The sequence below is a fragment of the Burkholderia sp. JPY481 genome, from assembly GCF_038900515.1.
Taxonomy (GTDB): domain Bacteria; phylum Pseudomonadota; class Gammaproteobacteria; order Burkholderiales; family Burkholderiaceae; genus Paraburkholderia; species Paraburkholderia youngii.
In genome coordinates this window covers 515633-540618 of sequence record NZ_JAYMRT010000003.1, presented here as the reverse complement: position 1 = coordinate 540618, position 24986 = coordinate 515633, and the positions used below count along the sequence as shown (strand labels likewise).

The window sequence follows — 24986 nt, the reverse complement described above, 5'->3', positions numbered from 1 at the left end:
GTTGATGGACCGAGATGGCCCGGCGCTTTCGCGCCGGGCCATTTTTCATGCGTCATTCGCGATTCGTCATGCGTCGGCCCGCAAGCCGAGCAAGCTGACCGCATTCTCTTTCAGAACGAGCGGCTTCACTTCGGGCTTGATGTCAAGCGTGTCGAAGTCCGCCAGCCAGCGGTCGGGGCGGATCAGCGGGAAGTCGGACGCGAACAGCACCTTGTTGCGCAACAGCGTATTCGCATACTTGACCAGCTCGGGCGAAAAGTACTTCGGCGACCAGCCCGACAGATCGATATACACGTTCGGCTTATGCAGCGCGATCGACAGCGCCTGCTCCTGCCACGGCCAGGACGGATGCGCGATCACGATCTTCATGTCGGGAAAGTCGGCGGCGACATCGTCGAGGTAGATCGGCTCCGAATACTTGAGACGCAAGCCGCCACCGCCGCGCATGCCAGAGCCCATGCCCGAATGTCCGCTGTGAAAAACCGCCGGCAGCCCGTACTCGGCGATCACTTCGTATAGCGGGTACGCCATGCGGTCGTTGGCGAAAAAGCCCTGCATCGTAGGGTGAAACTTGAAACCGCGCACGCCGTGCTCGTCGATGAGCCGCCGTGCTTCTCGCGCGCCGAACTTGCCTTTATGCGGATCGATGCTGGCGAACGCGATCATGATGTCGGTGTTGTTCTGCGCGAACTCCGCGACCTCTTCGTTCGAAATGCGACGGCGCCCGATGTTCGATTCGCAGTCGACGGTAAACATCACGAAGCCGATCTTGCGCTCCCGATAGTGCTCGATCGTTTCGGGAATGGTCGGGCGGCGCCCTTGTTTGAGCACGGTGCCGAAGTACTTGTCGGCGGCTTCGTCGAATTCTTTTGCAAACAGGTCTGGCGGTTGGCAGCACGACACCTCGGCATGCACGTGAGTGTCGATGGCCTTCAGTTGATCGATGTTCAATGGCGTCTCCTATGTGTAATCAAGGCTGATGCGTCAGGCTGCGCGAAGATTGCGCACGCACGTCAACAGCAGGTGTTTCAGCATCTGTGAACCGTGTTCATCGATTTCGCCTAGCATCGATTGCTCGATCCTGTCGGCGGCACCGTCGCACTGAGCCAGCAATATTTCGCCGGCCCGCGTCAGCGACAGCAGCCCGACGCGACGGTTGAACGGATCGGCGACACGCGTGACCAATCCGTTCGCTTCCATCGATTTGACGACCGCGCTGGCCGCTTGCGGCGTGATCAACGAGCGCTGCGCGAGCTGCGCGTTCGATGAACGCGCGCGCGCCCGCAGCACCGACAGCGCCGTGTATTGCGGCAACGTCAGACCATGCGACGCAAGCGCTTCGGAAAGCTGCCGCGTGAGGATCTTGTCGAGCTGCCCGGCCAGGTAGGTCAGACGCACCGGAGCGGCAGCATGTATTCGATCGCGCACGCTGCGCCGCGCCGTGGCGCCTCGCGTGATTTCGGACGCTGACGGCTTTCTCTTGATCGTCGGCATAGGCGGTTAGGGGTTTTTACCAAGACCTCTACATTGTACTTTACTTATCAGGTCGCCTGATATTAAATTGCACTCAGGCCGCGAGGGCGGCATTGATACGGAGATGCAGATGAGTTACGAAGGACGCTGGAAAACGGTCAAGGTCGCGGTGGAAGGCGGAATCGCCTGGGTCACGTTCAATCGTCCGGAAAAGCGCAACGCGATGAGCCCGACGCTGAACAAGGAAATGATCGACGTTCTCGAAACGCTCGAACTCGACGCCGAAGCCCAGGTTCTCGTGCTGACGGGCGAAGGCAGCGCGTGGACGGCCGGCATGGACCTGAAGGAATATTTCCGCGAAGTGGACGCGGGTCCGGACGTGCTGCAGGAGCGGATTCGCCGCGACGCGAGCCGCTGGCAATGGCAATTGCTGCGCATGTACTCGAAGCCGACCATCGCGATGGTCAACGGCTGGTGCTTCGGCGGCGGTTTCTCGCCGCTGGTCGCCTGCGATCTGGCGATCGCCGCGGACGAAGCCGTGTTCGGCCTGTCCGAAATCAACTGGGGCATTCCGCCGGGCAACCTCGTGAGCAAGGCGATGGCCGATACTGTCGGGCATCGTGAAGCGCTGTACTACATCATGACGGGTGACACCTTCACGGGTCCGCAAGCCGCGAAGATGGGTCTCGTCAACAAGAGCGTGCCGCTCGCGCAACTGCGTGACGAAACGATCGCGCTCGCGGCGAAACTGCTGAACAAGAACCCGGTCGTGCTGCGCAACGCCAAGCATGGCTTCAAGCGCTCGCGCGAACTCACGTGGGAGCAGAACGAAGACTACCTGTACGCGAAGCTCGACCAGGCGAATTATCGCGATCCGGAAGGCGGCCGCGAACAGGGCCTGAAGCAGTTCCTCGACGACAAGAGCATCAAGCCGGGCTTGCAGAGCTACAAGCGCTAAGCGGCGCACTTCAGCGCTACGACTGAGGAGACGAACATATGCATCAAACGAACCTGTTGATTGGCGGCGCGAAACGTGCCGCGTCGAACGGCAAGACTTTCGAGCGTATCAATCCCGCGACGGGCGCAGTGGCCACCCGCGCCGCGGCGGCCACCGTCGAGGACGCCGATGCGGCCGTCGCCGCCGCGGCGCGCGCGTTCCCGGCATGGGCGGCGCTCACGCCTACGGAGCGGCGCAAACGCCTGCTCGCCGCCGCCGACCGCATGGACGCGCGCACACCCGAGTTCATCGCGATCGGCGCGGCCGAAACGGGTGCGATGGCGAACTGGTACGGCTTTAACGTGATGCTCGCGGCCAACATGCTGCGCGAAGCCGCGGCGATGACGACGCAGATCGACGGCGCGGTGATTCCTTCGGACGTGCCGGGCAGCCTCGCGATGGCCGTGCGTCAGCCGTGCGGCGTCGTGCTCGGCATGGCGCCGTGGAACGCGCCCGTGATTCTCGCGACGCGTGCACTCGCGATGCCGCTCGCGTGTGGCAATACGGTCGTGCTGAAGGCGTCGGAAGGCTGTCCCGGCGTGCATGCGCTGATCGGCGAAGTGCTGAACGACGCGGGTCTCGGCGAAGGCGTCGTCAACGTGCTCACGCATGCGCCGGAAGATGCACCCGTGATCGTCGAGCGACTGGTCGCGAATCCCGCCGTGAAGCGCGTGAATTTCACCGGGTCGACGCGAGTCGGGCGCATCGTCGCGGAGCTGTCGGCGCGCCATCTGAAACCCGCGCTGCTCGAACTGGGCGGCAAGGCGCCGGTGCTCGTGCTAGACGACGCGGACCTCGACGCTGCCGTCGAGGGTATCGCGTTCGGCGCGTTCTTCAATCAAGGGCAGATCTGCATGTCGACGGAACGCGTGATCGTCGATCGCAAGGTTGCCGATGCGTTCGTCGAGAAGCTCGTCGCGAAAGCGCGCACGCTGAAGGCAGGCGATCCGACCCAACCGGGCTCGATTCTCGGCACGCTGGAGAGCGAAGCGGCCGCGCGGCGCATTCGCGCGCTCGTCGAAGATGCCCGCGAAAAGGGCGCGAAGCTGCCGCTCGGTTGCGAGGTGAACGGCGCGATCATGCAGCCGGTGATCGTCGAGAACGTTACTCGCGAGATGAAGCTCTATGCCGACGAATCGTTCGGCCCGGTGGTGACGGTGCAGCGCGTGGACGGCGACGAAGAGGCGCTGACGGTCGCCAACGACAGCGAGTACGGCTTGTCGGCGGCCGTGTTCAGCCGCGATATCGGACGCGCGATGAACGTCGCGAAACGCATCGAATCGGGCATCTGCCACATCAACGGCCCGACCGTGCACGACGAGGCGCAGATGCCGTTCGGCGGCGTGAAGGCAAGCGGTTATGGGCGCTTCGGCAGCAAGGCGTCGATCCCGGAGTTCACCGAGTTGCGCTGGATCACGGTGCAGACGAGCCCGCGTCACTATCCGATCTAGGCGTCGGATCACGGCCGCAATGCCCTGCGGATAGGAAAAGCGATACAACCAACATGGGACCAGAGTAAGCGTTAAAGCGCTAACTCTGGTCGACCGCGATAGATCGCATGGGACCAGAGTAAGCGCTAAAGCGCTAACTCTGGTCGACATAGGAGACAGGTTTTGGAATCGGAGCACAGCCACGCAAGCTCTCTGGCGACCGGCTACCGGAGCGTCGCCATCGGAGCGCCTTCCTCGCGGATCGAGAAACGCGGCGACTGCTGGTACCTCGAGTCACTTGAACCTCTGGGCCCGTTTCCGGAGCGTTTTACCGACCGCTTGCTGAGCGGCGCACGCGCGCATCCCGACCGGCTGCTCGTCGCACGACGCGATGCCAATGGCGCGTGGCAAGGCATCACCTATGCGCAAATGCTCGAGCGCGCGCGTGCGATCGGGCAGGCGCTGCTCGACCGCGATCTCAGCGCGGACCGCCCGTTGGTGATTCTGTCGGGCAACAGCGTCGAACATATGCAGCTCGCACTCGGCGCGATGTGGGCGGGCATCGCTTATGCACCGGTGTCGCCGGCCTATTCGCTGATGTCGGGCGATTACGGAAAGCTGCGTCATGTCCTCGAACTGCTCAAACCGGGTCTGGTGTACGCGGACGATATCGGCGCATATACGACGGCGCTCGATGCCGCGCTGGGTAGCGAAGTCGAACGTGTCAGCGCGGCGCCTGCGCCAAACGCGACGCGCTTCGACGCATTGCTCGACACGGTCCCGCGCGACGTCGACGCGGCCAATGCGCGCGTGAATGGCGACACGATTGCGAAGTTCCTGTTCACGTCCGGCTCGACGAACCTGCCGAAAGCCGTGCCGACCACGCATCGTATGCTGGGCGCAAACCAGCAGATGTTGCTCGAAACCTTTCCGCAGTTCGGCATCGAGCCGCCGGTCCTCGTCGACTGGCTGCCGTGGAATCACACGTTCGGCGGCAGCCACAACGTCGGCATCGTTCTGTACAACGGGGGCACCCTCTATATCGACGACGGCAAACCCGTGGCCGGCAAGTTTGACGAGACGCTGCGCAATCTGCGTGAGATCGCGCCGACCATCTACTTCAACGTGCCGAAGGGTTGGGAAGAACTGACCATCGCGCTGGAAAAGGATGCGGTGCTGCGCGAGCGGTTTTTCTCGCGCGTGAAGATGTATTTCTTCGCGGGCGCCGGTCTGTCGCAGGCGGCGTGGGAGCGTCTCGAGCGCGTGACGCTCGAACATTGCGGAGAACGCATCCGCATCATGGCCGGGCTCGGCATGACCGAGACCGCGCCGTCGTGTCTGTTCACGACGGGACCGATATCGTGCGCCGGCTATATCGGCTTGCCGCCGCCGGGGTGCCAGGCCAAGATCGCGCCCGTCGATGGCAAGTTCGAAGCGCGCTTTCGCGGCCCTCACGTGATGAGCGGTTACTGGCGCGCATCGCCGGCGTTGCAAAGCAGCGTGTTCGATGACGAAGGCTACTACCGTACCGGCGACGCCGTGCGTTTCGTCGACCCGCAACGTCCCGAACTGGGCCTGATGTTCGATGGCCGCATCGCGGAAGACTTCAAGCTGGCCTCGGGAACCTTCGTCAGCGTTGGGCCGATGCGCGCGCGCATCATCAGCGAAGGAGCGCCCTACGTTCAGGATGCCGTCATCACGGGGATGAATCGTGACGAAGTCGGCGTGATGATTTTTCCGCGCCTCGACGCGTGTCGCGCATTGGCGGGTTCGCCCGCGGATGCGAGCGCGGAGGAGGTGCTCAACACGGCCGCCGTGCGCGAATTCTTCAGCGAACTCATTGCGCGGCTGAATCGTAGTGCGACGGGCAGTGCGTCGTTCATTGCCCGCATGCACCTGCTGAGCGTGCCGCCGTCGCTCGACCTCGGCGAGATCACCGACAAAGGCTCGATCAATCAGCGCGCCGTGCTCCAGCACCGCGCGGCGCTCGTCGAAGCCATGCACGAAGCCGACGCAGCCGACGCGACGGTGATCCATGCGCGCAAAGGCAGCTAGTCCGGGGACGGGAAGAGATGACGTTGACTTATCAGGCGCCGCTGCGCGACATGCGCTTCGTAATGGACGAGTGGCTCGATGCCGCGTCCTGGTGGCGAGATGTGCCGGACTGGCAGGATCTCGACTCGCAGACGGCGCAGCAGGTGCTGGAAGAAGCGGCGCGCTTCGTCGAGGAGCGCATCGCACCGCTGAACGCCAGCGCGGATCTTGAAGGATGTCGTTTCGACGCAGGCACGGTCACGATGCCCGCGGGCTTTCGCGAGTCCTACGCGGAGTTCGTCGAAGCGGGTTGGCCGACGCTGTCGCTCGACACCGGGCACGGCGGACAGGGCCTGCCGCAGCTTCTCGACGTCGCACTTCAGGAGATGCTCGCGGGCGCCAATCATGCGTGGCTGATGTCGCCTGGGCTCACGCACGGCGCGACGGCATGCTTGCAGACGCATGGCAGCGAACGCGTGAAAGCGGAATTGCTGCCGAAAGTCGCGAGTGGCGAGTGGCTATCGACGATGTGTCTGACCGAGCCCCAGGCCGGCAGCGATGTCGGCCTGATCCGTTCGCGCGCGGCAGAAGCGCCGGGCACCGACGGATATTTCATCGACGGCAGCAAGATCTTCATCAGCGGCGGCGCGCACGATCTGACGGAGAACATCGTTCATCTGGTGCTCGCCCGTTTGCCCGATGCGCCATCCGGTACCAAAGGGTTGTCGCTGTTCGTCGTGCCGGAATGGCTTGACGACGCCGATGGTGGGCGCTCGCGCAATGGTGTCCATTGCGAAGGCATCGAAAAGAAAATGGGCCTGAAGGGCAGCCCGACTTGCACGATGCGCTTCGAGCGCGCATTCGGCTGGCTCGTCGGTGAGCCGCATCGCGGCCTCGCCTGCCTGTTCGTGATGATGAATGCGGCACGCCTGCAGGTTGCGATGCAAGGCCTCGGGCATGCGCATACCGCATGGCAACGCGCGCATGCTTACGCGCAGGAACGCGCGCAGATGCGCACGGTCAGCGTGCCGCCCGGCGCGAGCGTCGCGGCGGGGCAGGCTGCGCCGATTGCGTTTCATCCGGCCATGCGGCGGATTCTGCTGGAGCTGCGAGCGATCGTCGAAGGCGAGCGCGCGATCGGCTACTGGACCGCGCATTGGCTCGACATCGCCGCGCATCATGCCGATGCGACCGAGCGGGAACGGGCGGCACAGCTCGCATCGCTGCTCACGCCGGTTGCGAAGGCGTTCTTTACGGCCAATGGTTTCGACGCCGCATCGAAGGCCTTGCAGGTGTTCGGCGGCTACGGATACATCCACGAGTACGGCATCGAACAGACGTTGCGCGATAGCCGCGTGTCGATGTTGTACGAAGGCACCAACGAGATTCAGGCGATCGATCTGCTGGTTCGGAAGGTGCTGCCGGACGGGGCGGGGGCCCTCGATGTGCTGCTTCGTCACGTGCGCGCCGAAGCGCGGTTGTGCCAGGAGTCCGATCCGCTGGTTCGTTCCGCGGGCGCGAAGCTCGAAGAGCTCGCGGAGATAGTCGGGAACACGACGCAGGCGATCAAGGCACGCCATGCGCAAGACCCGGAGACGGCCTACCGTGTCGCGGACGACTATCTCGCGATGCTTGGCTGGATGCTGCTGGCGTTCGCGTGGGCGCGCACGCTGCGAATTGCGACGCCGCAATGCGAGGCCGAAGCGTTCTACGTGGAGAAGCGCGACACGGGCCGCTTCTTCTTCGACTACCCGCTCGCGTCCTTCGATTATCGCCGCAGCCTCGTTGAAGCCGGTTGCGAGGCAACGCTGCCCTACGTTTGAGAGTCAGCGGCAGCTCGACAGCTCTGACGATTCGATTCGCCGGCCGACCTCGCAAAGTTCGCCTAAGCTAATGACGTCCATTCAATCATGTACCTGGCGCCGTCACACATGTCGTGCCGCGGCTGCCACGAAAAGGAGAGTGCGATGACTGAGGCTGTCGGAAACACGGCGAACGCGCGTGTCGCGTGGATTGCCGGAGTGGGCGCGAGCGCCGGGCTAGGGGCCGCGCTCGCGCGTCGTTTTGCTCGCGAGGGTCTGCGCGTCGCGGTGACGGGCCGCTCGCGCGATCGGCTCGATACGATCGTCGACGAAATCCGGCGTGCCGGAGGGCAAGCCGATGCGTTGCCCGGCGACGTGACGAGCGAAAGCGAACTCGCCGCCATAGCGCGTCAGCTCGCCGGCCACGGCACGCTGGAAGTCGCGATTTTCAACGCTGCCGGCGCAACGCGTGGACCGACGCTCGAACTGAGCGCCGAGCAGTTCGAGGCGGCATGGCGTGTGATCACCCTTGGTGGTTTTCTGTTCGCGCGAGCGTCGTTGCCGGCGTTACTGGCAGCCGGGCGAGGCTCGCTGCTGTTCACGGGCGCGACCGCGTCGCTGCGCGGGCGGCCGCCGTTCGCCGCATTCGCCTCGGCCAAAGCCGGCTTGCGCTCGCTCACGCAGAGCCTCGCGCGCGAGTTCGGGCCGCGCAATATTCACGTGGCGCACGTGGTGGTGGATGGCGGCATCGACGGCGAACGTCTGCGCACGTCCGCGCCGCAATACGTGGCCGAACGCGGCCCGGACGGCCTGCTGAACCCCGACGACATCGCCGAAGCATACTGGCACCTGCATCGGCAGGGACGCAGCGCGTGGTCGCAGGAAATCGACCTGCGCCCGTTCAACGAGTCGTTCTAGCGAGGTGAGGCGAGCAACATCCGCCTGATCAATACCGCTCGGCCACGTATTTAAACGGATAGTCTGGTTCCTTATAGCCGTCCGGCTTTTGCCGTTTCGGCAGCGTGACCTTCTTGCGGGCAGGCTGCTTATACGGAATCCTCTGCAGCATGTCGCTGATGATGTTCAGCCGCGCGCGCCGCTTGTCGTTCGAGTTCGCCAGGTACCACGAGGCGAAGTCGGTGTCCGACGCCGCGAGCATCTCATCGCGGGCGCGCGAGTAGTCATACCAGCGGCTATAGGATTTCAGGTCCATGTCGGTCAGTTTCCAGAGCTTGCGGCCGTCGTTGATGCGTGCTTCGAGCCGGCGGGTCTGTTCCTCGGGGCTGACCTCCAGCCAGTATTTGAGCAGGATGATCCCGGAATGAACGATCGCCCGCTCGACGAGCGGCACCGCCTTGAAGAAGCCCTGCACGTCATCCTCGGAGCAAAAGCCCATCACGCGCTCCACGCCCGCGCGGTTGTACCAGCTACGGTCGAAGATGACGACCTCGCCCGCGGCCGGCAAGTGCGGCACGTAGCGCTGCATATACATCTGGCTTTTTTCGCGTTCACTCGGCGCCGGAAGCGCGACCACGCGGAACACGCGCGGACTGACGCGCTCGGTCATCGCTTTGATCGTGCCGCCTTTACCCGCGCCGTCACGACCCTCGAAGACGATGCAGATCTTCGCTCCCGTTTGCACGACCCATTCCTGTAGCTTGACGAGCTCGACATGCAGGTCGAACAACGCCTTGCGATACTCCTTGTACGACAGCGACCTGTCTTGCACAGGCTGCCCGTTTTCCGATTTCGTTTTGGCCATTCTTTTCTCCCCAGCGCGGACTGTTCCAGGGTACTGCGCAATGATCCATTCCCAAGGTAGAGCGCGGCGCGCAGCAGGGCCATACGACCTTGGTCCAATATCGTCGGTACAGAGTGCGCTGTATGCTCTGGGCGTTTGTTCGCGCGTGCCCGATCCGACTGTCCTCGCGGTACCTCGTCGATATGCCGGCAAAGCGCGCGGGATAGTTCGACGCCATCGCCACGGGAGGCCTCATGGATGCCGCCGGTCACACGGAACGGGAAAACGTCGGCGATAGAGAGCCGGTCCTCGATGTCGTCGATCGAGTGTGCGAGCTATGTTTCGGCCTCTTCATGGCGCTGACGTTCGTCGGCACCGTCTCGGCCGTCGGCGCGAGTGCGGACGCGGGGCACAAGATGTTCTACACCGCGCTCGGCTGCAATCTTGCGTGGGGTCTCGCGGACGCTGTGATGTACCTCGTGCGTACGCTGGTGTCTCGCGGCAGACGTATGACGGTTGCGCATTCCGTGCGAAGCGAGCCGGATGCGGCCGCGGGAGTTCGGGCGCTTCGCGACGCGATGTCGTCATGGCTCAAGCCGTTGATCGGCGACACGGAGCTGGAGTCGATCCGCAGGCGTGTTGCCGCGCGTCCGGATTTGCCGCAGCGCGCAGTATTCGTGCGCGACGATTTCATCGGCGCCGCGGCTATCTTCGTTCTCGTGGTTGCCGCGACGTTCCCGGTCGCGTTGCCCTTCGTGCTGTTCACGCACGTGCCGACGGCGCTGATCGTCTCCCGCGTATTGACCATCGTGATGTTATTCGGCAGCGGCGTGGCGCTCGGCCATTACGCCGGATTTCGCGGCTGGCACGCCGGCCTTGCGATGGCGGCGGTCGGCGTGCTGCTGACGATGGCGATCATCGCGCTCGGCGGATGATCGGTGAGCTCTGGCTTCGCGTTTCGCTCAGCATCCACATTGCGCTACCTGTAAGACCAAGGTCCGATTCCGCAGCGGTTCCAGCGTGACATCATGTATCTGCAAGCGTTGTAGTCGTCGCTCCGGTTACTTGAGAGCGACGCTTCCAATGCTCGCTACGTGCGGCCGGAAGATCGACGCGCGGCGGTTGCATTGATGGTTCCTTGGGCGGCTATGCCGCATCACGGCAGAGAAAAAAGATCGAGGCTTCCAGACATCACGACTGGCGACTCGGATCGTAACCAGAACGGAGTCGAAAGTGAACAGACGGAACTTTGTGCACACGCTCGCGCTGACATCCATGGCCGCGAGTCTGGCTTTGGCGGGTTGCACGACGACCGGAGGCAGTGGCGAAAGTGCCACTACCGACGCCGCCAAACGGCAGGAGATCGACGCGGCCGTGAACGGTGCGCTGTCGAAGTTGTTCGATACGGTGCAAGGCTCGCACGAGCTCGTATCGAAGGCGCAGGGCGTGCTGGTGTTTCCTTCGGTGAAGAAGGCGGCGTTCATCGTCGGTGGCGAGTACGGTGAAGGCGCATTGCGCGTCGGCGGAGCGACGGTCGGCTATTTCAGTACCGCCGCGGCTTCGTTCGGATTGCAGGCCGGCGCGCAGTCGACCGCCGTGTTCTTCCTGTTCATGACGCAGGCTTCGCTCGACAAATTCCGCAACTCGAAGGGCTGGTCTGCGGGCGCCGATGCGTCGGTCTCACTGCTGAAAGTCGGGGCGAACGGCGCGATCGATACCTCGTCGGCGACCGCCGAGGTCGTGGCGATGGTCTTGACCAATACAGGTTTGATGGCCGACGTGTCGGTGGCTGGCACCAAGGTTACGCGCCTGAATTTGTAACCGGACGCGGCAAGCAGCGGCATTCGATCGATCGTCATGACGCTGTCACCCGGCGGCGCGTCGCATGCTTTGGCATGGCGACGCGCCGAGCATGGCTTTTGGCGGAGCCACCTCGCTGGTCTCGCTATCATCCCTCCCGTTGTTCTCACCAAACGCTGCGGGCCAGAAGCGCTCTCGCCTCGCGGCGACGCTGCGTCTGATCGGCACTGACGATCCTGTTTATTCAATACCGGTAGAAGAGACGAAATCGAAATCCGGCTTCTCGCCGCGCTGCGTTTAGTCATCTGCCTGGCATAGATTTATATTTCGCGGTTGGTAAAAGCGAATGATTCGCAGCAGGAATAGCGGCGATAAAAGGTTGACCTGCGTCAAAAACATTTCTCCGGGAAATTAATTAAATTGAAGATGGGCAAACTCGCTGGCTCTGTGATTCGCAATGCATGAAAACTTAACCGTCGAAGTTTCCATTTGAAAGCGCTATCGTGCAGAGCGAGCATTGCGGCTCCAACCAGGCGATGTTCCTGGATTGCTAACTTTTGCGCGCGTGCGAACACGCGACACTGGCAGTGCCTCGCCGAGCAATAATTAACTGCCTAACAAACTCAGTCGCCATTTGCCGGTTGCTGGCGGACAACGCAGAAAAGGATTGAGTAGTTTCCCGAGTAAGCGGCATAAATTACGGTCACCTATCGGTAACTGATTCTGGATGGCCTATACTGACTTCCAGCCACCCGACGTGCGAAGTACCGATTGTGAAGTCAATTATTTGGTTCGAAGCCCAACGATAAAGACGTCGCAGTTGTACGGAATCCGTTCGCACTGGACCCGGAGGTGCCAATGATTAATCTGATCGTGCATGGCAGACACCTGGCGATCGGGGTAGCGGGAATCCTCACGGCGCTGTACGCGCAACCGCGCCACATGGGCCAAAGCAGCCCGTCGCAGATCGACAATGCGCGCAACGACGGTCCCCCACTATTCGGGCAAGACCGTTCCAGACAGTCTTCACCCAGGCATCACCGGTTTCAGCGCGCTCGCGGTATCACCGGCGTGTCGAGCCGGCAGAGTACCCGCGATACCCACGCGCCGCCGTACGGGTTGCCGGCATGGCGGCGCTATGTCGCCGCTTGCTCTTCGTGGTTGCGAGGCGCAGGCGATAGCGACACGCGGCGCATGCTCAACGCGAGAGTGCCGCTGTGCGAGACGCTCGAAATGTTGCCGATCCCGATCGTCACGATCGATCAGTGGGACCAGATCATCTTCGCGAATGCGCGGGCGGCGCAACTGTTCGGCTACACGACGGAAGAGCTGATCGGCGCGCCGAGCGCCAGGCTGTTTCCGATCGACGGGTTCAACGACGATCGGTCGGGTCCGGGCAATCGTGGCGCGAAGATGCAACTCGGCGCCACGACCACGCAGAGTCTGATCGCACGGCGGCGTGATGGCGGCGGCTTTCATGCGGAAGCGGAAACCACCCGATGCCGCGTGCACGATCAGGAATTGCGGATCACCGCGATATCGGATTGCAGTGCGTGCGGCGAAGTCGATGGAAATACGAGAGATCTCGCGCACCTCGCGCGCGTTTCTTCATTGGGCGAACTCGCCGGATCGCTCGCGCACGAGTTGAAGCAGCCGCTTACCGCGATCCTCTTCAACGCGCAGGCCGCACGCAAATTCCTGGATTCGGAGACGACCAACGTCGTGGAGCTGCGCGAAGCGCTCGAAGACATCGTGGCCGACAATTGCCGCGCGAACGACGTGCTGCAGAAGATCCGCGCGTTGGTGCGCAAAGGCGATGTCGAGTTGCAGTTGCTGGACGCCGGCAATGTCGTGCGCGACACCGCGATTCTCGTGCATAGCGATGCGTTGACACGCGGCGTGCAGACGAGCTTTGACATCCCGGAGAATCTGGCGCTGATTTGCGGCGACAAGGTTCAGCTTCAGCAGGTGATCCTGAACCTGCTGCTGAATGCGTTCGACGCGGTCAAGGCTTGCCCTGCCGCGGACCGCCTCGTCGAAACGACGGTGCGCGAGGAAGCGGGCGGGATGATACGGATAACGGTAAAAGATCGGGGCCAGGGCCTCGACGTCGACAGCATGGAAAGGATTTTCCGGCCATTTTTCACCACCAAACCGCAGGGGCTCGGGCTCGGTCTGTCGATCAGCCGCACGATCGTCACGGCGCACCGCGGCCGGCTGTGGGCGGAAAACAACGAGGGCAAAGGGGCATCGTTTCACGTCACGCTTCCCGTCGCGACCGATATCCGACAGAGACTCGTGCCCTGATCATCATGAACCAGACCAACACTCGCGTCTTCATCGTCGACGACGACGGCAGCGTGCGCAGCGCGCTCGCCCGCTTGCTGCGCGCCTCCGGCTACCAGGTCGAATGCTTCGACAGTCCCGAGGCCTTTCTCGAACGGGCCGATTTGACGAGCATGCCGGCCTGCCTCGTTCTCGATCTGCAGATGCCGGGCATGACGGGACTCGAAGTGCAGCGCAAGCTCGATCAGCTGCTGCCGATCGTCTTTCTGACCGGCCACGGCGACATCGGCTCGAGCGTCGACGCGATGAAAGGCGGAGCCGTCGACTTTCTGCCCAAACCGGTGCGCGACTCGCTGTTGCTCGCCGCGGTGGATCGCGCGCTCGCGCGCGCATGTGTGGAAAGCAGGCGGCGTCACGAACGCGAGGAAATAGAAGAGCGAATGCGGCATCTGACCCGGCGCGAGCGCGAAGTGATGGAGCTCGTCGTGACCGGCCGTCTGAACAAGCAGGTTGCGAGCGATCTGGGCGCGGCCGAAAAAACGATCAAGATTCATCGGGCCCGCGTGATGGAGAAGATGAAGGCCCGATCGATCGTCGAACTCGTTCATCTGGTGCGAAAGGGCGGCCTTTGTACGGCCGACGAAGAATAATCGCCCAGCTCGCGCGTTGCGCCGCCACTTTCAGCGGCGCTGGCCGACACCGCTAGTGGACCAAAGTCTTATATCTCATCGGGGTTTCAACCAGTACGCTAAGGCATCAGAGGTCCCCTTTCCGGAGCGGCCGCGCGTTCGCGCTGTCATATGGTCAACCCTAACCAATTCGTTGCGGTGGTCGACGATGACGAGTCGGTGTGCCGAGCTATCAAGCGTTTGCTGCATTCCGAAGGTATCAGGGCGGAGACGTTTTGCAGCGGTGACGAGTTCTTGAATGCGCTTGCGGCAATTCCGTCGTATCGGCCTGCCTGCGTGATTCTGGACGTCCAGATGCCGGGAACCAACGGTCTGGAAGTCCAGCGTCAGCTCGCGCAAATGGGCGTGCCGGTGATCATGATTACCGCCTATGAAGATCTCTCCGTCCGCCAGGCCGCGCTCGCGGCCGGCGCGGCCGCATATCTGCGCAAGCCTTTCACCAGCGCGATTCTGTTCAAGGCCGTCGAGGTGGCCATCGGCGGTCCGCCGCCGACACCCTGAACGCGCGCCTTCGCACCGGAAGATATGAGACCAAGGTCCGATTGCCGCCGTTTCTTCGGACCACCAAACTGAACTCAGTCCAAGCGTCGAACCGAACGCCGGCTGCGCCGCGCGTAACGCGGCAGCGTTCAACGATAAAAGCGGGAGCGCAAGTGATGAAATCAATTTCGGTTTGTCTCGCGATTCTTCTCGGTACCGCTGCGATGCAGGTGGGCGCGGCGGACTTCGACGGCAGCAAGCGGCTGATGTGCGCGACGATCGACGCGCACGCCTGCGATCCGGGGATCGCCTGCACGCGCGCGCTACCCGCGGATCTCGGTCTGCCGAAATTCCTGACGCTCGACTTCGACAAACGCGCGGTCGTCGGCCCCGCGCACACGACGCCGATGCTCTCGGTTACCAAAGAGGCGGATCAGATCGTGATGCTTGGCAATGAGATGGGCTTCGGCTGGACGCTGGCCGTCGATTCGACGGACGGCGAGATGACGCTGATGATCGCGAACAGAAACGATGCCTTCGTGCTGTTCGGCAACTGCACGCCTTTGTAATCAGGCGGAGTGCGCGATGAAAACCGTACCCGTGTGTTTGGCCTCGCCGCGGCCGGATTCTCGCGGCCCTCTCCCGTTGCTCGCCGTCGTCGCGGCACTGATGCTGCTCACGCTGCTCGCGTCGTGCAAGAAGGAAGCGCCACCGCCGGTCGCAGCCTTGCCGGAAGTGACGGTGATGACGGTCGTCCAGCAGGACACGCCGGTCGACTTCGAATTCACCGCGCAGACCCAGAGTTCGCGCGAAGTCGAGATCCGCTCGCGAGTGGACGGCTTCCTCGACAAGCGCATGTACACCGAAGGCACGTTGGTCAAGACGGGACAGACGCTGTTCCAGATGGACCGCAAGCCGTTCGAGGCCGCGCTGCAGACCGCGAAAGGGCAGCTCGCCCAGCAGCAGGCGCGTCTCGAAGTCGCCAAGGCCAATCTCGCGCGCGTGCAGCCATTGGCGGCGCAGAACGCGTTGAGCAAGAAGGATCTCGACGACGCTGTCGGCAACGAGAAGCAAAGCGCCGCGGCGGTGTTCGCCGCGCAGGGCGAAGTCGATACCGCGCAGCTGAATCTCGGCTACACGACGATCAAGTCTCCGCTGAACGGGCTGTCGAGCTTCGCACGTCAGCAGGATGGCAGCTACGTGACGGCAACCGGCAACAGCAGCTTGCTGACCTATGTGTACCAGCTCGACCCGATGTGGGTGAACTTCAGCATCTCCGAGAACGAGATGCTGAAGTACCGCGACGAAATCGCGGCCGGACGGCTGCGCTTTCCGCCGAACAACGATTTCTCCGTGCATCTGATTCTTGCCGATGGCACGCTCTATGCCGAGCAAGGCCAGATCGACTTCGCGAACCCGGCGTTCAACACCGAAACGGGAACCTTCCTCGTGCGCGCGACCTTCGCCAACCCGAAATACACCTTGCGTCCGGGGCAGTTCGTGAAGGCCCGCGTCGGCGGTGCGATCCGGCCCAACGCGACGCTGGTGCCGCAGCGCGCGGTGTTGCAGGGCGCGAAGAGTCACTTCGTGTGGGTCGTGGGTAACGATGCGAAGGCGCATCAGCGGGTCATCGAAGTCGGCGAGTGGCAGGGCGACAACTGGTTCGTGTCCGATGGACTGAAGGCGGGCGAGCGCATCGTCGTGGATGGCGCGCTGCGCGTCACCGCGGATTCGCAGCTGAAGATCGTCAAGGAGCTGCCAGCGGCCAAGGACTCGGCGGCGGTGGCGACGGCTGCATCGCAGAGCGGCGCGGCAGCGGCGCCCGCCGCCGAGTGACGGGGCGCCCACATGAATATCTCGCGCTACTGCATCGACCGGCCGATTTTCGCGTCGGTCATCTCGATCGTCATCACGCTCGGCGGCGCGATTGCGATGTTCGCGCTGCCGGTCGCGCAATACCCGGATGTCACGCCGCCGCAGATCACCGTGTCCGCGACTTACCCGGGCGCGAGCGCCGAGGTCGTCGCGAACAACGTCGCCGCGCCGATCGAGCAGCAGGTCAACGGCGCGGACAACATGATCTACATGAACTCGTCCAGTTCGTCGACCGGCAGTTTTACGCTCAACGTGTTCTTCAACATCGGCACGAATCCCGAACTGGCCCAGGTCGACGTGCAGAACCGCGTGAATCTCGCGCTGCCTCAACTGCCGAGCTCGGTGCAGTCGCAGGGCGTTCAGGTCCAGAAGAAGTCGTCGGCGTTCATGATGGTGATCGCGGTCTATTCGCCCACCGACCGCTACGACGCGACCTATATCGCGAACTTCACGAACATCTACGTACTCGACGCGATCAAGCGGATTCCCGGCGCGAACCAGTCGTCCATATTCGGTAATCCAGACTACGCGATGCGAATATGGTTGAAGCCTGACCGAATGGCGCAACTGGGCGTGACGGCCGCCGACGTGCAGAAGGTCGTCTCGAACCAGAACCAGCAGTTCGCGGTCGGCAGCATCGGACAGTCGCCAACGGGCTCCGCGGTGCAGCAGTCGTTCGCGGTCACGACCACGGGGCGCCTCGCGGAGCCGTCGCAGTTCGACAACATCATCGTGCGCGCGGCGAGCGGCGGCGCGGCGATCGTGCGCCTGAAGGACATCGGCCGCGCCGAGCTGGGCCAGAAGGACTACTCGATTCGCAGCCGCTTCCAGGGCAAGCCGGCCACGGTGCTGGCCGTGTATCAGCAGCCGGGCGCCAATGCGCTCGAAGTGTCGAAGCAGGTGCGCAAGACGCTCGCGGAGCTGAAAAAGTCGTTTCCGGAAGGCATGACCTACGAGATCGCGATGGACACGACCGAGTTCACGCGGGCGTCGATCTCGGACGTGATCCACACGTTCTTCGAAGCGCTGGTGCTCGTCGTGATCGTCGTGTTCGTGTTCCTGCAAAGCCTGCGTGCCACGCTGATTCCGATCGTCGCGGTGCCGGTGTCGATCGTCGGCACCTGCATGTTCATGCTGCTGGTCGGCTTTTCGATCAACATGCTGACCCTGTTCGGCATGGTGCTCGCGATCGGTATCGTCGTCGACGATGCGATCGTGGTGATCGAGAACGTCGAGCGCAACATGACGGTGCACAAGCTGTCGCCGAAAGAAGCCTCGAAAATGGCCATGGACGAAGTCGCCGGGCCGGTGGTGGCGATCGTGCTGGTGCTGTGCGCGGTGTTCGTGCCCGTTGCGTTTCTCGGTGGCATCACCGGGCAGTTGTACAAGCAGTTCGCGATCACGATCGCGATTTCGGTGGTGCTGTCCGGCATCGTCGCGCTGACCTTGTCGCCGGCGCTCGCCGCATTGCTGCTGAAGAGCGCGCACCACGAGAAGAAGGGCTTTTTCCGCTGGTTCGACAATCAGTTCGCCCGCATGACGGCGGGCTATACGCGCGCGGTCAAAGTTATCATCAAGCGCTGCATCATGGGGCTCGTGTTCTTCGTGGCGTTGATCGCGCTCTCGGTGCTGATGGTGCGCTCGATTCCGTCCGCGTTCCTGCCGCCCGAGGACCAGGGCTATCTGCTCGGCGCGGTCATCATGCCGGATGCCGCGAGCCTCGACCGCACCGGCCAGGTATCGCAACGCATCACCGACTACTTCAAGGAGCGGGAGGGGGTCGGCAGCATCACCACAATCGATGGGTTCAGCCTGCTCGACAGTCAGAACAAGAACAATGCCGGCACATTCTTCGTCGGTCTGAAGAGCTTCGACGAACGCTACACGCGGGACAACATCAGGACGCAGAATGCGCGCGCGCTTCTGCTCGACGCGTATAAGTACTTCTCGAACGTGCAGGAGGGGATCGTGCTGCCGGTCAATCCGCCGTCGATTCCTGGGCTCGGCACGACGGGCGGCACGGAGGTGTGGATCCAGAGCAAGGGTGACGGGAACATCTCACAGCTCGCGGGCGTGGTCGACCAGTTTTTGCAGAGAGCGCGGGCGCGCAAGGAACTGACTCGCGTGACCTCGACGTTCAATGCGTCGTCGCAACAACTGATGGTCAACGTCGATCGCGACAAGTCGGAGACGCTCGGCGTGCCGGTGGAAGACGTCTATAGCGCGATGCAGACGATGTTCGGCTCGCTGTACGTGTCGCAGTTCAACCGTTCGGCCCGGCTGTGGCAGGTGATCCTGCAGGCTGAGCCGTCGTATCGCCTGAAGCCGACCGATCTCGATCAGATCTTCGTGCGCAGCACCAACGGTACGATGGTGCCGATCAAGGCGTTGGCGACCTACCGCTATGTGACGGGCCCCGACCTCGTCACCCGCTTCAATAACTTCCCGGCCGTCAAGGTCACGGCGAATGCCGCGCCGGGCTATAGCTCCGGGCAGGTGATCTCCACGCTCGAAGAGCTCGCCGCGCAGATGCCCGACGGTTACGACGTCGCGTGGAGCGGCGAAGCGTTCGAAGAGCGGCAGTCGGGCGGCACCTCCGGGCTCGTGTTCGTGTTCGGTCTCGTGATGGTGTTCCTGATCCTCGCCGCGCAGTACGAGAAATGGACGCTGCCGTTCGGCGTGCTGATGGCGGTGCCGTTCGCGCTGTTTGGCGCGCTGCTCGCGATCATGCTGCGCGGGCTGTCCAACGACGTCTACTTCCAGATCGGCCTGACGATGCTGGTCGCGCTCGCCGCGAAAAACGCGATCCTGATCTTCGAATTCGCGGTGCTCAACCGCGAGGGCGGCGCATCGGTCCTCGACGCGACGATGACCGCGGCGGAAGAACGGCTCCGCCCGATCGTGATGACCTCGCTCGCGTTCATTCTCGGCTGCGTGCCGCTCGCGATCGCGACCGGCGCGTCGGCCAACAGCCGCCATTCGATCGGCACGGGTGTGATCGGCGGGATGCTGGGCGCGACGGCGATCGCGGTGTTCTTCATTCCGATGTTCTATTACCTGCTCGAATCGATGTCGTCGCGCTCGAAGGGAGGCAAAAAATCGAAGCCGGACGCGCAACACAGTGGCGGCGCGGGACGGGAGCCCTCGGCGGTGGCCGGGCCCGGTGCGTCGAGCGAGGCGCCGTCCGCGCCGCGGGAAGGTGAATGACATGCGCGGCACGGCACCGACGCGTCTGCTCGCATCCGTCATGCTGCTCGCGCTGAGCGGATGCCTGCTAGGCCCCAATTACCAACGCCCGGCGGTCGACGTGCCGGCCACCTATCGGTTCACCCAGGGCGAGGCCGCGGGCATCGCCAACGCCGTATGGTGGGAGCAGTTTCAGGACCCGGTGCTCAATCAGCTGATCGCCACCGCGCTGCAGGACAACCGCGACGTGAAGGTCGCGGCCGCTCGGGTCGACGAGTTTCGCGGGATGTTCGTGACCACGCGTTCCGGGCTGTTCCCGCAAGTCTCGGCAGGCGCCGACGCGTCGCGCCAACGCGTCTCGCAGGTTGAAGCCGTAACGGTGCCGAAGGGCGTGAGCCCCGTCTACAACCAGTTCGACGCGACCCTGGCGGTGTCGTGGGAGCTCGATCTGTTCGGCAAGGTGCGCCGCGAAACGGAGGCAGCGCGCGCGAATCTGCTCGCCAGCGAAGAGGGCCGCCGCGCGACGATTCTGACGCTGGTCAGCTCGGTCGCGTCGGCCTATATCAATCTGCGCAGTCTGGACCGGCAGCTCGAGATCGCGAAGGAGACCGTGCAAAGCCGCGCGGAATCGGTGCGCGTGTTCGAGGCGCGTTTCCGCTACGGCGAGGTCTCGCAGATGGAACTCGCGCAAAGCCAGTCGGAGTATCAAGCCGCGCAGGTCACGGTGCCGCAGCTCGAAGCGCAGATCGGCCAGCAGGAAGACGCGTTGTCGGTGCTGATCGGCAGGAATCCCGGCGCGATTCTGCGCGGCCGTGAGCTGTCGCAGATGGGCACGCCGCCGATTCCCGAGGGGCTGCCGTCCGAACTGCTCGAACGCCGTCCGGATCTGCTGGAGGCCGAGCAGACGCTGGTCGCGCAAAACGCGCTGATCGGCGCGGCGCGCGCGCTGTACTTCCCGTCGATTTCGCTGACCGGGCTGTTCGGTTCGGTCAGCGCGCAGTTCTCGAATCTGTTCACCGGACCGGCGCGCGTGTGGTCGTTTGCGGGCAGCGTCACGCAGCCGATCTTCACGGCGGGCAATATCACCGGCCAGGTGCATCAGGCCGAAGCGCGCCAGCAGGAAGCGCTGTACTCGTATGAAAAGGCGATTCAGGTGGCGTTCCAGGAGGTCGAGGACTCGCTGATCTCCGTGCAGAAGACTCATCAGGCACTCGATGCGCAAAACCTCCAGGTCGAAGCGCTGGTCACGTATGCGCGCCTCGCGCGGCAGCGTTACGAAGGCGGCTATACGAGCTATATCGAAGTGCTCGATGCGGAGCGCAGCCTGTTCAACGCGCAACTGAGCTATGCGCAGACTCAAGGCGCGGTGCTGACCTCGTACGTCACGCTCTACAAGGCGACGGGCGGCGGCTGGGTGGCCGAGGCGGAAAAACTGACTGCACCGCCGGTGGCACCGCAAGCGTCGCCGGCGATGGCGCCGGTCTCGCAGAACTTGCCCGCGCCGGGTGGAACGTCGGGTGCAGTGGAGGCGAGATGACGGGCAACGAGCTGATCGCGTGCGAAGAGTGCGACCTGCTTCAGCTCGGCGCGCCGCCCGCCGCCGGCAATGCGTTGCGCTGCCAGCGTTGCCGCGCGGAGCTCAGGCGCGGACGCTCGAACGGGCCCGAGTATGCGCTCGCATTCTCGTGCGCGTCGGCGGTGCTGCTGGTGATCTCGAACGCGTTTCCGATCGTCGGTCTGTCGCTGAACGGCAATATCGTACAGACGACGCTCGCGGGGTCGGTGCGCATGCTGTACACCCATGGCGCGTGGCCGCTCGCGTTGCTGGTCGGCCTCACGACGATCGTCACGCCGGTGCTGCAAACCGCGGCGATGCTGTGGCTGCTGGTGCCGCTGCACTTCGGGCGCGCGCCGTGGCGCCCGGTCGAGTTCTTTCGCCTGTTTCAGCTCGCGCGGCCGTGGGGCATGACCGAGGTGCTGATCCTCGGTCTGCTGGTCGCGCTGGTCAAGCTCGCGCATATCGCCAAGGTGGTGCCGGGCACCGCGCTGTGGTCGTTCATCGCGCTGATGCTGCTGCTCGCGGCCGCGGCCGCGACGTTCGATCCTCGCGAGGTGTGGGCGCGCATCACGGCGGCGCGCGGCGCGCAAGCATGGCAATTGCCGCCGATCCGCGTGCGCCGCAACGCCATCACGGCGGCTGCCTACGGGCTCGTGCTGTGCGAAGAATGCGGCCTGCTGCTCAAGCAGCCCGGCGGTGCCGGCAAGCATGTCTGTCCGCGCTGCAAGGCGCCGTTGCACCTGCGCAAGCCCGCGAGCCTGTCACGCACGTGGGCGTATCTGCTGGCCGCGATGGTGCTCTACATTCCGGCCAACGTGCTGCCCGTGATGGACACGAGTTCGCTGTTCGGCTCGCAGAAAGACACGATCCTGAGCGGCGTGGTCTACCTGTGGGTATCGGGCTCGTGGCCGCTCGCGGTGCTCGTATTCATCGCGAGCATCGCCGTGCCGATGCTGAAGATTCTCGGCATCGGCTATCTCGCGTTGTCGACGCAGCTTCGTTGGCAATGGCTGCCCGGGCAGCGCACGCGGATCTATCGGCTGATCGAGCTGATCGGGCGCTGGTCGATGCTCGACATCTACGTGATCACGATGCTGGTCGCGCTGGTGCAGTTCCAGGCGCTGGCGACGATCAAGGCCGGGCCCGCGGCGATCGCGTTCGGCGCGGTCGTCGTGCTTACCCTGCTCGCCGCGATGGCGTTCGATCCGCGCCTGATGTGGGACGCCATGGAGACCGAACGTGTCCACTCCGACTGAAGAGCCCGAGCTGCCCGACGCTGAGCCGGTGCCGCGCTCGCGCTGGCGGATGCAGCTGGTCTGGCTCGTGCCGATCGTCGCGATCCTGATCGGCGGTTGGCTCGCGGTGAAGGCGGTGATGGAGCGCGGCGAGCAGATCAGCATCAGCTTCAAGACCGGCGACGGTCTCGAAGCAGGCAAGACGAAACTCAAGTTCAAGGACGTCGACATCGGCGTGGTCGAAGCGGTATCGCTGACGCCGGACCACAAGCGCGTGGTGGCCAAGGCCGAGGTGACGCGTGACGTGTCGGACCTGCTCGTCGACAACACGCGCTTCTGGGTCGTGCGTCCGCGCATTTCGGGCGGCACGGTGTCGGGGCTCGGCACGCTGCTGTCGGGCTCGTATATCGACGTCGACGTCGGCAATTCGCCGAAAGCGCGCCGCAGTTTCGTCGGCCTGGAGGAACCGCCCGCGATCGCGAGCGATGTGCCGGGGCGCGAGTACACGTTGCACGGAGTCGGGCTCGGCTCGCTCGACGTGGGCACGCCGGTGTTTTTCCGCAGAATCCAGGTGGGCCAGGTCTCGTCGTTCCACCTGGACCCGGACGGCCGTGGCGTCACGGTGAAGGTGTTCGTCAACGCGCCCTACGACCGGTTCGTGAGAACCGACACGCGTTTCTGGCACGCGAGCGGTGTCGACATGTCGTTCGACAGCAATGGCTTGCGCCTCGAAACGCAGTCGATCGTCTCGATCATCATCGGCGGGATCGCGTTCGAATCGCCGCCAGGATCGCAGGTAGAGACGAGCGCCGATAGCGGCACGCGGTTCGAGCTGTACCCCAGGCGCGCCGACGCGATGGAGAAGCACGATCGCATCGTCGACAAGTACGTGGTGAATTTCACAGATTCGGTACGCGGTCTGACGGTCGGCGCGCCAGTCGATTTCCGTGGCGTCGTGATCGGCGAAGTGACGGCGATCTACACGCGCTTTGATCCTAAGACGCGCCAGTTCAGCATTCCGGTCGAGATCAATCTCTATCCGGAGCGGTTCACGTCGCGCTATCAGAACGACGGCGACGGCGACGGCGGACGGCTAGTCGAGAACCCGCGCGCGCTTGCGAACTTCCTCGTCGAGCGCGGCTTGCGCTTCCAGTTGAGAAGCGGCAATCCGCTGACGGGCCAGCTCTATCTCGCGGTGGATTTTTTCCCCGACGCGCCGAAGGCGTCGATCGACTGGAGCAAGACGCCGCCCGAAATGCCCGCGACTCCGCGCACGCTGCAATCGCTGCAGGACTCGGTCTCGCGACTGCTGACCAAGATCAACAACATACCGTTCGAGGATATCGGCAAAGACGCGCGCTCGACGCTGCGCACCACCAACGCGATGCTCGGGCAGCTCCACACCCAGGTCGTGCCGAAAGCGTTCGACACGCTGCTGTCGGCGCAATCCACGCTCGATTCGGCGAATGCCGCGCTGCAGCCGGACTCGTCGCTGCAGCAGTCGACGGAGGACGCAATGCGTGAACTGACCCGCACCGCGGCGTCGCTACGCACCTTGGCCGACTATCTGGCGCAGCATCCGGAATCGCTCGTGCGCGGCAAGTCGGAGGACAAGAAGCCATGACAGATGCGACCGTCCGCTCATTGCCCCGCTTTTCGGCCCGCCTCACGACCTGCGTGATGCTCGCGCTCGCCGCTGCTCTGCTCGGCGCCTGCAAGTCGCCGGCGACGAACTTCTACACGCTGAGCCCCGACGAATCGCTGAGCAGCACCGGCGCGAGCCGGCCGATCGCGGCCGTGGTCGGACCGGTCACGATTCCCGAGATCGTGGACCGGCCGCAGATCGTCACGCGCATCGGCAACAACGAGGTCGAGGTCAACGAGTTCGACCGCTGGGCGCAGCCGCTCGGTGGCGACATCGGCCGGGTGATCGCGGCCGACCTCGGCGCACTGCTGAACTCGCAGCAGATTTCGGTGTTCGATGCGGTACGCGATCCGTCCGTCGTCTGGCGCGTGCGGATCGACGTGATGCGCTTCGAGTCCGTGCCGGGGCGCGACGTCACCGTCGACGTGCTGTGGGCCGTGCGCCCGCCCGGCAAGATCCGCGCGGTCACCGGCCGCTCGGTCGCTCGCGAGAGCGTGTCCGGTCCCGGCTTCGAGCCGATCATCGCCGCTCATGATCGCGCGCTCGCCTCGGTGAGCCGCGATATCGCCGCCGCAGTGCAGGCGAACCCCGTTCAATGACGCGTCGCGCCGCGTCACATCGACGCGTACGGCGCCCGACCCCGGGTGCCGCGTCGGGTCGCGCGCATAATAAGACCTTGGTCCGATTGCCACCGGTCAGGGCCAACTCCACGATTCAATCGATGCACGGCGCGTGCGTCCGCAGCGATCGTGACG

The 24986-nt window shown here is 63.8% G+C and carries 20 protein-coding genes; 17 read left to right on the top strand and 3 right to left on the bottom strand.

The annotated features are described in order from the left end of the window. Positions 1-66: 66 nt before the first annotated feature. Both VSR82_RS11885 and VSR82_RS11880 read right to left on the bottom strand, forming a co-directional pair. Positions 67-951, bottom strand: coding sequence for an amidohydrolase family protein (locus tag VSR82_RS11885; RefSeq protein WP_429456840.1), 885 nt, complete (start codon positions 949-951; stop codon positions 67-69). Between the two features lie 33 nt (positions 952-984). Beyond that, entirely contained in the window at positions 985-1428 is a 444-nt protein-coding gene (locus tag VSR82_RS11880) for a MarR family winged helix-turn-helix transcriptional regulator (RefSeq protein WP_429456842.1), read from the bottom strand. Between the two features lie 175 nt (positions 1429-1603). On the opposite strand from VSR82_RS11880, the gene VSR82_RS11875 reads away from it, so the two are divergent. The 5 genes from VSR82_RS11875 (at position 1604) to VSR82_RS11855 (ending at position 8654) form a co-directional block, all read left to right on the top strand. After that, positions 1604-2431 carry a p-hydroxycinnamoyl CoA hydratase/lyase gene (locus tag VSR82_RS11875; RefSeq protein ID WP_368582010.1) on the top strand — a complete coding sequence of 276 codons (828 nt, stop codon included), beginning with the start codon at positions 1604-1606 and terminating at the stop codon, positions 2429-2431. A gap of 38 nt (positions 2432-2469) precedes the next feature. Further along, on the top strand, positions 2470-3921 hold the full coding sequence (locus tag VSR82_RS11870) for an aldehyde dehydrogenase (RefSeq protein WP_429456844.1): 1452 nt from the start codon (positions 2470-2472) through the stop codon (positions 3919-3921). A 162-nt stretch (positions 3922-4083) separates the two neighbouring features. Beyond that, positions 4084-5955, top strand: a complete 1872-nt coding sequence (locus tag VSR82_RS11865; protein WP_429456846.1) for a feruloyl-CoA synthase — start codon at positions 4084-4086, stop codon at positions 5953-5955. A gap of 17 nt (positions 5956-5972) precedes the next feature. Beyond that, positions 5973-7757: an acyl-CoA dehydrogenase family protein gene (locus VSR82_RS11860; protein WP_498857707.1), complete on the top strand. Its 1785-nt coding sequence runs from the start codon at positions 5973-5975 to the stop codon at positions 7755-7757. Positions 7758-7901: 144 nt separating this feature from the next. Then, complete coding sequence (locus VSR82_RS11855) at positions 7902-8654, top strand: SDR family NAD(P)-dependent oxidoreductase (RefSeq protein WP_498857706.1); 753 nt, start codon at positions 7902-7904, stop codon at positions 8652-8654. A gap of 28 nt (positions 8655-8682) precedes the next feature. Here VSR82_RS11855 and ppk2 read toward each other — a convergent pair whose 3' ends face one another. Further along, the gene (ppk2, locus tag VSR82_RS11850; protein ID WP_368582005.1) at positions 8683-9498 is read right to left on the bottom strand and encodes a polyphosphate kinase 2; all 816 of its coding nucleotides are present in this window, start codon (positions 9496-9498) and stop codon (positions 8683-8685) included. A gap of 233 nt (positions 9499-9731) precedes the next feature. Here ppk2 and VSR82_RS11845 point away from each other — a divergent pair, with 233 nt between their 5' ends. The 12 genes from VSR82_RS11845 (at position 9732) to VSR82_RS11790 (ending at position 24830) form a co-directional block, all read left to right on the top strand. Next, positions 9732-10412 carry a hypothetical protein gene (locus tag VSR82_RS11845; protein ID WP_368582004.1) on the top strand — a complete coding sequence of 227 codons (681 nt, stop codon included), beginning with the start codon at positions 9732-9734 and terminating at the stop codon, positions 10410-10412. 298 nt (positions 10413-10710) lie between these two features. Continuing rightward, positions 10711-11298, top strand: coding sequence for a BPSL1445 family SYLF domain-containing lipoprotein (locus VSR82_RS11840; RefSeq protein WP_410842446.1), 588 nt, complete (start codon positions 10711-10713; stop codon positions 11296-11298). Between the two features lie 837 nt (positions 11299-12135). Next, positions 12136-13584 (top strand): PAS domain-containing sensor histidine kinase, encoded by a 1449-nt coding sequence (locus tag VSR82_RS11835; protein WP_429456853.1) that lies wholly within the window; start codon positions 12136-12138, stop codon positions 13582-13584. A 5-nt stretch (positions 13585-13589) separates the two neighbouring features. Further along, positions 13590-14213 carry a response regulator transcription factor gene (locus VSR82_RS11830; RefSeq protein WP_176120520.1) on the top strand — a complete coding sequence of 208 codons (624 nt, stop codon included), beginning with the start codon at positions 13590-13592 and terminating at the stop codon, positions 14211-14213. A gap of 150 nt (positions 14214-14363) precedes the next feature. Further along, positions 14364-14753 carry a response regulator transcription factor gene (locus VSR82_RS11825; RefSeq protein WP_018437393.1) on the top strand — a complete coding sequence of 130 codons (390 nt, stop codon included), beginning with the start codon at positions 14364-14366 and terminating at the stop codon, positions 14751-14753. 155 nt (positions 14754-14908) lie between these two features. Beyond that, positions 14909-15301 carry a hypothetical protein gene (locus VSR82_RS11820; protein WP_410849755.1) on the top strand — a complete coding sequence of 131 codons (393 nt, stop codon included), beginning with the start codon at positions 14909-14911 and terminating at the stop codon, positions 15299-15301. Positions 15302-15317: 16 nt separating this feature from the next. Further along, positions 15318-16568, top strand: coding sequence for an efflux RND transporter periplasmic adaptor subunit (locus VSR82_RS11815; RefSeq protein ID WP_429456855.1), 1251 nt, complete (start codon positions 15318-15320; stop codon positions 16566-16568). Positions 16569-16580: 12 nt separating this feature from the next. Beyond that, positions 16581-19814, top strand: a complete 3234-nt coding sequence (locus VSR82_RS11810; protein ID WP_429456856.1) for an efflux RND transporter permease subunit — start codon at positions 16581-16583, stop codon at positions 19812-19814. Between the two features lies 1 nt (position 19815). Continuing rightward, positions 19816-21330: an efflux transporter outer membrane subunit gene (locus VSR82_RS11805; protein WP_429456858.1), complete on the top strand. Its 1515-nt coding sequence runs from the start codon at positions 19816-19818 to the stop codon at positions 21328-21330. Then, on the top strand, positions 21327-22607 hold the full coding sequence (locus VSR82_RS11800) for a paraquat-inducible protein A (protein ID WP_368581997.1): 1281 nt from the start codon (positions 21327-21329) through the stop codon (positions 22605-22607). Before VSR82_RS11805 ends, VSR82_RS11800 begins: the two co-directional genes overlap by 4 nt. Beyond that, positions 22591-24210, top strand: coding sequence for a PqiB family protein (locus VSR82_RS11795; protein WP_368581996.1), 1620 nt, complete (start codon positions 22591-22593; stop codon positions 24208-24210). The genes VSR82_RS11800 and VSR82_RS11795 overlap by 17 nt, the downstream gene beginning before the upstream one ends. Continuing rightward, positions 24207-24830, top strand: coding sequence for a PqiC family protein (locus tag VSR82_RS11790; RefSeq protein WP_429456860.1), 624 nt, complete (start codon positions 24207-24209; stop codon positions 24828-24830). Before VSR82_RS11795 ends, VSR82_RS11790 begins: the two co-directional genes overlap by 4 nt. Positions 24831-24986: the final 156 nt, after the last annotated feature.